The sequence below is a fragment of the Vreelandella nanhaiensis genome (assembly GCF_003990185.1).
Taxonomy (GTDB): Bacteria; Pseudomonadota; Gammaproteobacteria; order Pseudomonadales; family Halomonadaceae; genus Vreelandella; species Vreelandella nanhaiensis.
In genome coordinates, this window is the sequence record NZ_RZHF01000016.1 from 192,844 (window position 1) to 205,338 (window position 12,495).

At 48.1% G+C, this 12,495-nt stretch carries 13 protein-coding genes; 3 read left to right on the forward strand and 10 right to left on the reverse strand.

All coding sequences use genetic code 11. The annotated features are described in order from the left end of the window. The first annotated feature begins 243 nt into the window (after positions 1–243). Positions 244–1,752 carry a mechanosensitive ion channel family protein gene (locus tag ELY38_RS13185; RefSeq protein ID WP_222845159.1) on the forward strand — a complete coding sequence of 503 codons (1,509 nt, stop codon included), beginning with the start codon at positions 244–246 and terminating at the stop codon, positions 1,750–1,752. Positions 1,753–1,764: 12 nt separating this feature from the next. Here the strand turns inward: ELY38_RS13185 and ELY38_RS13190 are convergent, their stop codons facing one another. The 5 genes from ELY38_RS13190 to ELY38_RS13215 form a co-directional block, all read right to left on the reverse strand. Beyond that, positions 1,765–2,226: a GNAT family N-acetyltransferase gene (locus ELY38_RS13190; RefSeq protein WP_246009140.1), complete on the reverse strand. Its 462-nt coding sequence runs from the start codon at positions 2,224–2,226 to the stop codon at positions 1,765–1,767. Positions 2,227–2,446: 220 nt separating this feature from the next. Next, entirely contained in the window at positions 2,447–2,770 is a 324-nt protein-coding gene (locus ELY38_RS13195; RefSeq protein ID WP_127062744.1) for a DUF7709 family protein, read from the reverse strand. Between the two features lie 123 nt (positions 2,771–2,893). After that, positions 2,894–3,652: a class I SAM-dependent methyltransferase gene (locus ELY38_RS13200; RefSeq protein ID WP_127062745.1), complete on the reverse strand. Its 759-nt coding sequence runs from the start codon at positions 3,650–3,652 to the stop codon at positions 2,894–2,896. Between the two features lie 185 nt (positions 3,653–3,837). Then, positions 3,838–4,731, reverse strand: coding sequence for an MBL fold metallo-hydrolase (locus ELY38_RS13210; RefSeq protein ID WP_246009141.1), 894 nt, complete (start codon positions 4,729–4,731; stop codon positions 3,838–3,840). 365 nt (positions 4,732–5,096) lie between these two features. Next, positions 5,097–5,522: a VOC family protein gene (locus ELY38_RS13215; protein WP_127062746.1), complete on the reverse strand. Its 426-nt coding sequence runs from the start codon at positions 5,520–5,522 to the stop codon at positions 5,097–5,099. A 95-nt stretch (positions 5,523–5,617) separates the two neighbouring features. Between ELY38_RS13215 and soxR the strand changes: the two genes are divergently transcribed. Next, the gene (soxR, locus tag ELY38_RS13220; protein WP_127062747.1) at positions 5,618–6,076 is read left to right on the forward strand and encodes a redox-sensitive transcriptional activator SoxR; all 459 of its coding nucleotides are present in this window, start codon (positions 5,618–5,620) and stop codon (positions 6,074–6,076) included. 299 nt (positions 6,077–6,375) lie between these two features. After that, positions 6,376–7,572 carry a DEAD/DEAH box helicase gene (locus ELY38_RS13225; RefSeq protein WP_127062748.1) on the forward strand — a complete coding sequence of 399 codons (1,197 nt, stop codon included), beginning with the start codon at positions 6,376–6,378 and terminating at the stop codon, positions 7,570–7,572. A 114-nt stretch (positions 7,573–7,686) separates the two neighbouring features. On the opposite strand, the gene rho is transcribed toward ELY38_RS13225, so the two are convergent. The 5 genes from rho to ELY38_RS13250 all read right to left on the reverse strand — a co-directional run bounded on the left by rho (position 7,687) and on the right by ELY38_RS13250 (position 12,486). Beyond that, positions 7,687–8,643, reverse strand: a complete 957-nt coding sequence (gene rho / locus ELY38_RS13230) for a transcription termination factor Rho (protein WP_127062749.1) — start codon at positions 8,641–8,643, stop codon at positions 7,687–7,689. A gap of 86 nt (positions 8,644–8,729) precedes the next feature. Continuing rightward, positions 8,730–9,128, reverse strand: coding sequence for a GFA family protein (locus ELY38_RS13235; RefSeq protein ID WP_127062750.1), 399 nt, complete (start codon positions 9,126–9,128; stop codon positions 8,730–8,732). 59 nt (positions 9,129–9,187) lie between these two features. Continuing rightward, a complete protein-coding gene (locus tag ELY38_RS13240; protein ID WP_127062751.1) occupies positions 9,188–10,093 on the reverse strand; it encodes a toll/interleukin-1 receptor domain-containing protein in 906 nt (301 codons plus the stop codon). 94 nt (positions 10,094–10,187) lie between these two features. After that, on the reverse strand, positions 10,188–11,498 hold the full coding sequence (locus ELY38_RS13245) for an SIR2 family NAD-dependent protein deacylase (RefSeq protein WP_127062868.1): 1,311 nt from the start codon (positions 11,496–11,498) through the stop codon (positions 10,188–10,190). Between the two features lie 547 nt (positions 11,499–12,045). Then, positions 12,046–12,486: a YtoQ family protein gene (locus ELY38_RS13250; RefSeq protein ID WP_127062752.1), complete on the reverse strand. Its 441-nt coding sequence runs from the start codon at positions 12,484–12,486 to the stop codon at positions 12,046–12,048. Between the last annotated feature and the right edge of the window lie 9 nt (positions 12,487–12,495).

The following is a 12,495-nucleotide window of genomic DNA, read 5'->3' on the forward strand; positions in this document are numbered from 1 at the left end:
TTCGGCGCATAGCCTGACCAAATGTGTAAAGGCCGTAAAAGTCGACAAGACCGACGAACAAACGGCCGCACTGATTGAGGCCCGTAGCGAGATTTTGAAGCTATCATCATAGAGCGCGCTATATAGGAGGCGCGTTAGATTGAGTAAGACTCAGCCTATCAATAGACAATGACAAGGATAGTTATGGCCGCTTTTTTACCCCCTTCAAGTGCACGTCGGTCTTTACGAGCGTGGGGGCAGTTAGTGTTACTGCTGAGTATGCTCTTGGGCTTATCGGTCCAGGCTGCAGAGGAAAATGTTTCAGACATCAACATCCCCCTTACAGCCAATGGCGTAGAAGAGGACACAACAGCGCACTCATCACCAACCATAAGAGGCGAGAGCACTAATAATGCGCAGATCGAAACCACCCCTTCACCGCTCAAAGACAATGAAATTCGTCAGCGCATTAGCGGAATTTTTTCTGAAATTGATGGGCTGGGCGCGGTTGAAGTCAGCGTCTCCCAAGGCGTCGTTACATTAGCGGGTGAAACGGCCAATGAAAGAAAAGCCCAGCAAGCCATCAATTTAGCCAACCGTTTGACCGACGTGGTAACGGTGGATGACCACATCAACCGTACGTTGGACGTGCAAGACAATGTCTCGACCGCCTATCAAGGCCTAAGGACCAAGGGCCAAAACCTGCTCAAGGCATTGCCCCTATTAATGGTCGGCTTCTTACTGTTTGGGCTAGTCGCGTGGTTTGGCGCTTGGCTGTCTCATCGGAAAAGCCTGTGGCAACGACTGACGCCTAACCCATTCGTAGCAGAATTATTGGCACAAACCATCAAAGTCATTTTTATTATCTTAGGGTTAATATTGGCGTTAAGCCTGATAGGCGCTGAAACGATTATAGGTACGCTGCTGGGCGGTGCAGGGGTGATCGGTATTGCCATTGGTTTTGCCGTCAAAGACACAATTGAAAATTACATTGCCTCATTGATGCTTAGTATTCGCCAACCCTTCCAGGCACGAGATCATGTGGTCATCAATGATCGAGAAGGGATCGTGGTGCGCCTCACCTCGCGCGCCACGATTCTCATGACCTTGGATGGTAATCAGCTACGTATTCCCAACGCTGATGTATTCAAAGGCATTATCCTCAATTACACCCAGAACCCAGAGCGCCGCTTTACTTTTGAGCTAGGGGTTGATGCAAATGACGACCCCTTAGCGGCCATCAAGGTGGGTCTTGATGCGATTAACCAATTAGACTTTGTGTTAGCTGAGCCCAAGGCCATTGCCATCATCACTCACGTAGGCGATTCCAACATCGTATTGGAGTTTCTAATATGGGTAGATCAGTCAAGAACGGACTTTGGCAAAGCCCGCAGCATTGCTATTCGCGAAACCAAGCATGCATTAGAAAACCAAGGGTTCAGCTTACCTGAACCGATCTACCGCTTACGCTTTAACCCGGAGCTTGAACAAGGGTTGGGATGCTTTCAGGGCGAAAGCGCGGGTTCGCTCACCCCCGATATGACGCTACCCCCGACCACGCCTAATTCTCAAACAGCCATTCGGCCTAATACAATTGACGATAGAGACAAACAGCAGGCCAAAGCGCGTGCGAAGCAGATATTACGAGGCCACGAAGCGGATGAGGTGTTGAATGCCCGCCCCGACGAGAAGCTGATGAAAAAGGTAGAACAGGAAATTGCTGACAGTTCTGATGAAACCGACTTATTGAATAAGAATTCTCCGCGAGAGTAACCATGATTTAAGCTAAAACTCGACGTACAGCCGCAGCGCATCTTGAAGTTGTATGCCATTCTCAATAATGGGTTCAGAGTAATTATCTAGAAAATGGTTTTTAATCACCCGCTCGGCCCTAAATCCATGGCGCTGGTAATAGGTAAGCTGGTACCCAAAGGTGACGGTACTTAACTCCACCCGCTGTACTGTTTTGTTTTTGAGTTCGGCTAAAGCAAACCGCAGCAGGCCAGAGCCAAGGCCTTGTTGCTGAAACTCTGGATATACCGAAACATTAAATATCTCAGCGATGTTGTCGCTGATAGCTTTTGCGACACAAACTCCAGCAATTTTTCCATTACGCTTGACCACAAAGCACCATGCGTCATCAAGGTAAGACTCGATGCTCTGCTCTGAAGGATCTGCTTCGAGTAAAAGCTGAATGGGCACTTCTCTAGCATTGATTTCCTGATAATCCATGTTGCCTTGGTTCACGTTGAAAACATCCGATTTTATTGAATTCTGGACGAGTAAAGAACATGACATAGCCGCAAACAACTGCATAAGAATACTTTTCGATATTCAAACGCAGCATCTCCTGACCGAAAGGGAGGTTCTGAACAAGGCAGTTACCCGCCCGTCGCTGATCGTTTGTTATGACTTTACGAGATAACTCCGTTGTGCGCGATCTTCGCGCATGAAGACACTCAAATATTCAGTTCTGCTTGCCCAAGTATTTCTTTGCACACTCGCCAACAAACTTACGCCCAGGATTGCTCCCACGGACCCACTCGTCTGGAGAAAACAGATCAAAGAGCCCCACTTTCACGAGTGTTGGAATGGCTGACTCCAGTTCCCGCTCTATGTCATCGCGCTCCCCCGCATTGTATAGCGCAATGTTATGCAACATGGTTGCCACAGTGCCTGTTTGCACACGGCTGCCGTCTTTAAGCTGAACCGCTGGCAGGCTTTCTCCATCGGCGACTATTTTACGATTGATAGACCCGAGCTGATCGGTATTCTCAATATCTTTATTCATAAAAAACCTCTCTTGGTTAGCTAACACTTGCCATGGCGTTAGAGCACTAGGAATTTTTTATGGTAATTATCATAAAAGAATATTGCAGGAAAGAGGGCTTACATGAACAATGCAATACCCTACTTACAGCAGCCTTTTATTGATTGCAACGTACTCCAGAATTTCGTAAGAGTAGGCATACTTAAACGCGCCTGTGATATCGATACCTGAAAGTTCTTTGCATAAATCACTAGCTATCGCATCAAGGGTTCTCCCCTTACGCGCTGCCTCTCCAATATTGGATTGAGTGGATAAATAACCGATCAAAGATTCAAGCGTGAATTCTACCGGTAGCCACCCGCTTTCATTTGCTATAACGGAAAGCTCTTCATCATCTGCCAGCGTCATATCTTCAAATCGATTACGCGGCGGCGATGGATAGCGCTTAAAATACTCTTCACGAAGCCAATGATTAAACGCTTCAGAAGTGGTATGGCCCGCGAATGCGAAATTATAGATGAGCCAGAAAGCCCCAGGGTTGGACGCGGCTTTATAGGAGGCAACAGCCCGCAGGCCATTAAACCAATGAAACGCCATACACGTCGAGATGAGATCGAAACGACCTTGTTGAGGAAGGTCAGTGTAGTCCGCTTTTCTAACAGAGAGGCCACGATTCTGCGCTATGGCCAGCATTTCGTCGGATGAATCAATACCGATCACCTCCTCGCCAATAGCCAGCAGTGGAACGGTAGAATCACCGGTGCCGCACGCCACATCAACCACACGCTCAAAGTGCCTGCCCTTCAAATGCTGCTGCATTTTTTGAACAACAGCCTGATGGGTTTTGGGTCGATATTGATCATACCGCTCCCCCGCGCCAACCTCAGTGAAGTATTGGGCCATGTGTGTTCCCTGTGCAGCTGATTGTTAGCTGGCGGTATGCTTACCTATGACAAACAGCCTCTGTATTGTAGCCATCCAATTCGAGAATAAAGGCAGCATAATAGCTTGCATGGTAGTTAGGCCTATAGCTAGGTGCACCGGCCTAGAGATAAATGAGGCAACCCCTGGGAGAGCTGCCCTATGGCTTACTTGAAGATATCCAGATCTTCAGCCAAAACGACTTCGCCGTCATAGCCTGCCTTTACCTCATCGACAACACCTTCGATCGGTGCGCCATAGTGGAGTACGTGATAAAGCACGAGCAGGCCAGGCTTGGCCTCAGCGGCAATATCAGCAAGCTCGGTCGTCAGGGTATGCGCGTATTGATGATAGGCCTGCCACTCTTCAGAAAGATCGCTCCAACCCTCATGGCTGATCACTTCGTGAATTAGAATATCAGCGCCCTTGGCCTGTCGGGTTACCTCGCTATTAGCGGAAGTATCGCCAGAAATGACGATGGTCTTATCTGGGGTCGTCACCTTGAAACCATAAGCTAAATCCCAGTCACCATGCGAAACGGGGAACGCCTCAACCCGCAGGTCATTCTCCTCGAAAATGACGCCGGGGCTATCAAACTCGGTCACATTGGCTCTAGCCGCATCAGGATTGGTAACCGGACTCTTGTCCTTAAGGCGGGTTTCAGTATCGAGCGTGAGAAACTGATAAGCCCCCTCGCTCATTTCTTCAGTCCCAACTGGCCCAAAGAGGTTAATAGGGCTTTCTCTACGCCACCAGTAAGTGCCTAGCAACTCAGGAAAATCGAGGATGTGATCGCTATGCAAATGAGTCAGGAACACATGATTAATTTTAGGAGGATATAAAGCTTCGATATCGTACCGCTCATACGCCTGAATCGCCCGCTGAATAACGCCTGCGCCTATATCAAAAATATAGGCTTCGCCATCATGAATAACAGCGATACCTGCACCAGCACGCTCTCCATTGGGCACAGGCGTTCCCGTGCCTAACATGACCACTTCGGTACCTGCGTTTGCCACCACGGGCAATGTTAAGACGACACCAAGAGATACGGCCCGCACGAGCTCCTTGTTATTTATCACTGCCTTTCCACCTTGTAATAATCATCATTGTTCGCATTACGAATAAAAATACGTTTTGCGAATTACATGCTAGCAAGAGCTTATCCAGACAGGCATTAGACTTAAATATGACTATTGGAAGTTATGACATGGTTTGGATCAGTTATTGAATAGCTCATGAGTAGCGCTGCCTAGCTAAATAACGGACATATAGAGAGAGCGGCTTGACAATAACAGCTATGAACACCGGCACCACTCCAGGAACAACCGCGTATACAAGCTTTTAGCATTTCCCGTTGCGAAATGAAAAAGGCGGCCTTCATTAAACCGCCCTCTTTTTTCTATTTATCTTTCTCCACTACTGGCTACAGCGCATCTCGATTTAAATTACGCTCAGCCGGTATATCACTGAGATACTCAACAAACTCCACCTCAAACCCGGCCGGGTCAACGAAGTAAACGTTTTTACGAAACGGCTCGGTGGCACCCGGTTTGGCAACAGCAAAGCCCGCGTTATTCAACCTAGCCACCACGGCATCCAGGTTATCGGTCACGTAGGCAAAGTGAGCCAAACCAACACTATGGCCTTCCAAAGCACGGTTCTGCCCTTCGCCATGGTCGCTTAATGCCAAGTAATGCCGGTCATCACCAAAGTGCACCCATTTGCGCGGTTTGCCATACCACTCGCCATGCCCCTCATCGCGTATCCGCCAATGTGGGAAAGCGGCGCGGTAAAAATCCAGCATGGCATCCATATCTGCAACAACCAGATTAACGTGCTCTAAATACATGTTGTTCTCCTTGCGTGGGTTCGGAGAAAAGGATAAAACCTCAACCTGAGTTGAGGTAAAGCTTTTTTTAAACCCAGATAAAAACAGGAGCAAGGATGGCCGAGGCAAATTGGAGTGTCGGCAAGGTGGCTAAGCGCTGCGGCATTAATATCAGCGCCCTGCACTTCTATGAGCAGCAAGGGCTGATTCAAAGCTCACGTAATGCAGGCAACCAACGCCGCTATAAACCGGAAGTGCTAAGGCGCATTTCAGTGATCAAAGCCGCGCAAAAAGTGGGCGTCAGCCTGGACGAGATCAAAATAGCTTTTGAGTCACTGCCCAATAACCGCACGCCCACGGTAGAAGACTGGCAGCAACTATCCAAAAACTGGCAGCGTATGTTGGATGGCCGCATTGCCTACCTGCAAACACTACGCAACAACCTGAGCGGGTGTATTGGTTGTGGGTGTTTGAGTATGACCAGTTGCCCTCTTTATAACCCGGATGATCAACTGGCTGAGCTGGGTAGCGGACCGGTGCTTTTGGATCAGGCAGAGGAGACTGCTCGTTTATAGCCTATAAAAAATCTATTTATATTGGCTTAAATACTTTATTTGCTTCCATAAAAAACTATTTAATAAAACTGGGTCATGACCCACAACACGGCACTCAGAATGAACAAATAAGATTATAAAAAGCACTATAAAAAATTACTTAAAATTTATTGTAATGAATGATTTAAGTTTATTACATAAATCGCCATTCAGTACTATCAAGTCAATTGTACTATTCGAGCAACGAACGGCTGCTTTTACGCTATACTGCATCACTTTTTCTTTTCGACACACCTTACGACACCCTGTCAGAGCTTCCCATGCCCTTTGCAAAACTAGGCTTATCCAGTCCTCTGGTTCAAGCGATTACCGAACTAGGCTACACCACGCCCACGCCCATCCAGGAACAAGCGATTCCTGTCATTCTCTCGGGCAAGGACCTGGTCGCCACCGCCCAGACCGGAACGGGCAAAACCGGGGCCTTCGTTCTGCCGCTGCTGGAACGCTTCAGTACAGCAGGCGAACTACGCGGCAAACGCATCCGTGCGCTGATTCTGGTGCCGACCCGTGAGCTGGCGGTTCAGGTTGAAGCGAGCGTAGCGCAATACGCTAAACACCTGAATTTAACGTCCATGGCCGCGTACGGGGGCGTGGATACCGCACCGCAAAAAGAGCGCTTGATCGAAGGGATCGATATTCTCGTCGCCACGCCAGGCAGGCTGCTGGACTTGGCGCATCAGCGCGCGGTGCACTTCGATGAACTTGAAGCCATGGTGCTGGACGAAGCGGACAGAATGGTCGACATGGGCTTTGTCGATGACATTCACAAGATCCTCGTGCGCCTGCCGGAAAAACGTCAGAACCTGCTGTTCACGGCCACCATGACCAATGAGGTTCGGGCGCTGGCTTTTGACTTTTCCGACAGCAAGAAGGCCGAGCTGGCGGCGGACATCTCCATTTCTCCTAACGTTCGCGCCGCTGCCAGCATCAAGCAATGGCTCATCACGGTCGATAAGGACACCAAGTCCGCCCTGCTGAGCCACTTGATCAACGAGAATGAGTGGGATCAGGCGCTGATTTTCGTCGAGAAAAAACACAGTGCGGCCAAGCTGGTTGCCCAACTGGAAAAGCGCGGCATCACCGCGGATTCCATCCATGGCGGCAGAAGCCAGGCGATGCGCGAACAGGTATTGAGTCAGTTCAAATCCGGCGAACTCAAGTACCTGGTGGCCACGGGCGTTGCCGCGCGCGGCCTGGATATTGGGGAGCTGAGCCGTGTGGTGAATTACGATTTACCCTTTCCGGCAGAAGAGTACATCCACCGTATTGGCCGAACCGGCCGTGCGGGCGCCACGGGTGAAGCCATCTCCCTGGTCGATATCAGTGACTTCAAGAACCTTTGCGCCATTGAAAAACGCTTAAATAGTATTATCGAGCGCAAGGAAATTGAGGGCTTCCCGGTTCAGAAGGCAGTACCCGTTTCACACTTGAACCACGTAAAGAAAAGCAAACGTTAATACTCCAGAGAAGCCCACCGCCTGAATAAACGAACGGTGGGCTTCTCTAATGGCTTTGCTATTCGAGCTGTTTATCAACCGATGGGTAGCACCCGGGCCAGCAGAGCTCTCTCACTACTCGGCGGGTGAAAATGCATCCAGCAGCTCGGCATTGGTCGGGTATTTCTCCAATAGCTCAAACAGCTTCTGCGCCCCTTCGATGGGTTTGAGCTGTGTCAATGCGCGACGCAGTGTGCGAACTTTTTCGATCTCCTTAGCATCGATCAAAAGCTCTTCTCGGCGGGTGCTGCTCTTGGCGATATCGATGGCCGGGAAAATCCGCTGATTGGCCACGTCGCGTGACAGCACGATTTCCATATTGCCCGTGCCCTTGAACTCCTCGAATATCACCTGATCCATACGGCTTCCCGTATCCACCAGCACGGTAGCCAGAATCGTGAGCGACCCACCGTTTTCGATCTTTCGCGCGGCACCAAACAGTTTTCGCGGTATTTCCATCGCGCGGCTATCCAGCCCGCCGGACATGGTACGGCCATTGCCCCGCTGCTCGGCGTTATGAACGCGCGCGAGCCTTGTGAGCGAATCGATCACGATCATCACATCGTGGCCTTCGCCGGCTTGCCTACGCGCTGTCTCAAGAAGCTTATCGGCCATTTGCACATGATGGGTGTAGCTTGCGTCTGACGACGACGCATGTACCTCTGCCGACACACTGCGCTTAAAATCCGTCACTTCTTCAGGACGCTCATCGATCAGCAAGGCATACAGTTTTATTTCCGGGTGCGCCTCGGCCACGGCCTGGCAGATATGTTTCAACAGCGTCGTTTTACCGGAGCCTGGCGGTGCGACGATCAGCCCGCGCTGCCCCATCCCAATGGGCGTGATCAAATCCATCGCCCGCACACTGCGCTGGGTGGAACCAGGCTCCAGGTGAATGCGGGGGGAAGGATGGATGGCGATGCCATTTAAAAAGCGTTTTTCGGGGTCATCCGGAAATTGATCTCCAACTTCGTCGGCGGGCTTGGCCTCTTGCTGCCTTTTGATTTTCAAGCCTAGTATTTTTCTCGTCATAAGATCGATGGATCGCCTTGGGTAAGCTGGGTTCATAGAGTAATGGCTAGGCTTTGAAAATGGTATCGAGCGCGAGCAACACTGCCTCAGCCATTTTCGGTGAACTGGGGCAAATCGTCGGTAATCTCGAACCACGGCGCCTTGTTGCCCACGAATACATGGCGGTTTGGACGTACACCGGGGTCGGTATCGAGAGTGCCGAGCGGAAGCGCGTAAACCTCCGGCTTTTCCGTGAACCGGGTATGAATGCTGGACCCGCAGGTCGAGCAGAACACCTTGAACTCCCCCGGCGATGACTCAAACGTTTTAAGCAGCGCTTCGCCTTTCACTGTTCGCCAGTCACTGGCCTGCACTTTTGCGCAGGTTCGAAACGCGGCCGCGTGAAGCTTTCGGCACATTGAGCAGTGGCAATGGTAGACGTCGGTAAGTGGGCCGGTTATTTCGTATTGGATGCCGCCGCAGAGGCAGCTGCCTGATAGGGTCATTTTTTAAACTCGCTATTTTATAACGCGGCATTCAGCGGTTTGTCTGCTGAAATGCTTTATTAATCCTTAGCACCAAGGATAACCTCAGAAAGCTCCCCAGCGATTTCTTGAATGCTACTTATAGATGTATTTAATGCCACTTTATCAGCAAGTGCTGGGCTGAATTTAATAACTTCATCCTTAGAAATTTTGTGCCATATCGGCAATATCATCTTATGCCCATTCATCTCTCTAGCAATCATTGAGTCCAATTCATACTGCGTCCAGTTCTTTGAACAAAAAGCAGCAGAAAGGATCACTGTGCCAAATTTAGACTTAACCAGACCGTGATCAATACTTTTCCGTAAACTATCACCCACTTTCAATGTAAATTCATCATACCAAACTTTAACACCCATATTCTCGAGAGTTTCAGCCAGCGGTCGAACGAATTCTTCTTTATCTTCTGACGCATGAGATATGAAAAGGTCATACTCCGTATCAGGCAAATCATTGAAAACACTGACATGGCTTTGAGCTTTAGAAGCCATTTCAATTGTTCTTCGAACCTCATCCTGAAGTTGCCTTTGATAAGCTAGCTGTTCTCTTTGCTGCCTTTTTTCCAAATCTACTATTTTTTTCCTTTCTCGGTCATCTATAGCCGCCTGCTTTTTTCTCTCCCGCTCTTCTTCTTTTAGAAGGTCTTGCTTTAACTTTAATAACTGACCTTCTTTATCTGATAGCTTCTTATAAAAATCAGATTTTTTAACCTGAACTTTAGCTATTTCACTATTTTTTCGTTCAACTTCAGCAGCTTTGCTTTTCAAAGTAGATGCCGGTGTGCTTTTAGTAATGCTTCGGTTTATCTGTCCAATTTGATTACCCAAGCCACTCTCTTTCTTTGTTTCCAAGCTGATCTTGTGGTGAAGGTCTGCTATTTCCTTTTGAATTCTTGTTATAGAACTGCTTATTGTTGAAATTGACATTTAAACTCCTTTTTAATTCGTTGAGAAGAATTAACGCCCGTATTCGCTGCTGGTTTGGAGCGCAGCGGAAAACTAGTCCGATAACATGCGCTTATTATGACTCAATACTGTTTACAAGTGATAAAGCATCCGACCAGCTGGTATTATCTTCTATGTGCCTTTTTATCAATGCGCGATTGGATGCAACAACTGTTGGCCAACGCTTTTTCCAAACCTTATAAGCATGCCAAGAATATCCTATGTAATACTCTTTTCGCATCGTAGTCATTGACCGAAGAGTTGCTTTTAAAAACTGTTCTTCAATTGAAGTCCCTTGAATCTCCATTATTGATGCAAGGTACACCAACCAACCTGCAAGGTGCTCGTATTGTTCCCAAGCGTTATGTTCTAAAGTTAGCTCTCTCTTTGACTCAACAACTTCACCCAGCATTTCAACAACTCTTGCATCATTTAGGCTCAGCCCTTCAGCCGATAGCGAAGAAATGATTCTGTAGAATGAGTCATCTAACTTTAAAAAGGCTTCTTTAAAATGAAAGCCGTCATTCATAACTTTCCTAATACTCTTCAGTGAACGCTCTGCGATTCCAGATACCTTTGGTATCTTATCATTTAATTCTTGAAAGAACCTATCTGTATTAACTTCATCGATAACTCGAATACCATAGCAGTGTGAATAGTAATCTTTTACGTGTTGATCTACAGCAGACCTAGAAACTAAAAAAATATTTGAACCAATCACATGGCTCTTAGAAAAACCTTTGTAATCACTAATTATTGCCTTTAAGTTAGTATCACCAAGTGAGTAGCCCAAAATTACTACCGTATTTTCGTGTAGTACCGTACTCAACTTTCTTGAAAAATAAGAATCGCCGTTTATAAATCTGAAATAGTCTTCAGATGTAACTACCATGTTCTCAGGGGAGTCGACTGAACCATGTACATGGTAAATTTTTACATTAGCAGAGGACCTAGGTATAGGTTTTCCAGGTGTAATCGATTGACAGCTATTCTCACCTGTCAGCTTTTCAGCCAGCTTGTCATAATTAGTAGTGATAACCCTAAAAGATCTACTAGAGAAAAACTCTTCGATTTCTTCTATTTCATCATCAAGGTCTACTTCCCCTATTAACCCGGCTATCTCTTCATGAATATTTTTACCAATTGCGGAAAGCTTGATTGAGATGACCTGAGCAGCCTCCTCTAAACTAAGTTGCGCTGACTTATTTTCAGGAAATAGAGATTCCTTGATTTCTTCTGAATTAGGCAATAGGTCACATAACTCTTCCAATAATCCTTGCCAACTTGGAGCTTCATTATCAGAGATAGCTTTAGAAAACCCAGTACCAGTAAACAGGCACAATCTATTTGTTGCAGCTGCATATGCGATTTCGAAGTACTCGCTCAACATGTCCTCCTTCAGTCATAACAGTGATGATACGCCCAGCCACATAACATCAATAATCGCGTCAGCACATTCCTTGATATTATACAGACTGCATATAAATCATAATTAACTATTTTATATAGTTTCGGTAAACTATCAGGCAGCATATTCATTATTCGCGTGCCCGCTCGTTTTGCCTGTTTCAATTATACTCTATTTACAAATTTACCTTTGGTCACGTGGTAATTTCATGACAGCGGTCAGCAATAGGTCGTAGACCCATTTAGGACTCATGAGAAAAGTATTTTAGGAGTAAGTTAAACGAGATTGGCTACAGCTAGATTCTGTGCTAGTTCTGTTAGCTGTGGCGAGATCGGGGCAGCTAGTGCTGCCCTTCGCGGGTGCCTCATTGGCTCGCGCCTCGCCAAATCGTTACGCCGCGCTACGGGGTGATGATTATTGAGGCGGAATCTTTCGCGCGCTAAAGCGGGCTCCGACAAAACCAGCCTTTAGCAGTCCTAAGGAAAGGAGGGGCAGGCCGAGTTGGCCTGCAAAGTGGTGGCTTGCGTTATGCTTTCAGCACGTACTTGAGGGTTTCAACGACCTGTTCGGTAGTGGTGCACCATGCCTGGGCGCCAGCATCCACTTCCTTGAGCGGGTGAACGATATCTTCACTATGCAGGGTGATGTAGGGCTTGGCCAACGCGGAGCAGTAACCTGCATCAAACGCAGCGTTCCACTGCTTGTACTTGTCGCCAAAACGCACGACGACCAAATCGCTTTGCTCGATCAACGTGCGGGTGCGGATGGCGTTGACCTTGGAGGATTGGTGGTCGCGCCAGAACTGGTTGCTCTGCTCGCCCAGGTGATCGCCGGCGGCGTCACTGGCGTCGTGGTCGGTAACTGGGGCAGTGAAGACGATATCCAGGCCTGCGGCTTCTGCGCCGCGCTGAATTTCGTCGCGCCAGTCGGTGTGGATCTCGCCGGAAAGGTAGACGTAAAAGCTCATGGCTTGCTC

Excerpts from the sequence above, each read along its gene's own strand:
- ELY38_RS13195 (WP_127062744.1), bottom strand. The coding sequence starts at position 2,770 with ATGAATAAAGATATTGAGAATACCGATCAGCTCGGGTCTATCAATCGT.
- ELY38_RS13200 (WP_127062745.1), bottom strand. The coding sequence starts at position 3,652 with ATGGCCCAATACTTCACTGAGGTTGGCGCGGGGGAGCGGTATGATCAA.
- ELY38_RS13215 (WP_127062746.1), bottom strand. The coding sequence starts at position 5,522 with ATGTATTTAGAGCACGTTAATCTGGTTGTTGCAGATATGGATGCCATG.
- soxR (WP_127062747.1), top strand. The coding sequence starts at position 5,618 with ATGGCCGAGGCAAATTGGAGTGTCGGCAAGGTGGCTAAGCGCTGCGGC.
- ELY38_RS13225 (WP_127062748.1), top strand. The coding sequence starts at position 6,376 with ATGCCCTTTGCAAAACTAGGCTTATCCAGTCCTCTGGTTCAAGCGATT.
- rho (WP_127062749.1), bottom strand. The coding sequence starts at position 8,643 with ATGACGAGAAAAATACTAGGCTTGAAAATCAAAAGGCAGCAAGAGGCC.
- ELY38_RS13235 (WP_127062750.1), bottom strand. The coding sequence starts at position 9,128 with ATGACCCTATCAGGCAGCTGCCTCTGCGGCGGCATCCAATACGAAATA.
- ELY38_RS13240 (WP_127062751.1), bottom strand. The coding sequence starts at position 10,093 with ATGTCAATTTCAACAATAAGCAGTTCTATAACAAGAATTCAAAAGGAA.
- ELY38_RS13250 (WP_127062752.1), bottom strand. The coding sequence starts at position 12,486 with ATGAGCTTTTACGTCTACCTTTCCGGCGAGATCCACACCGACTGGCGC.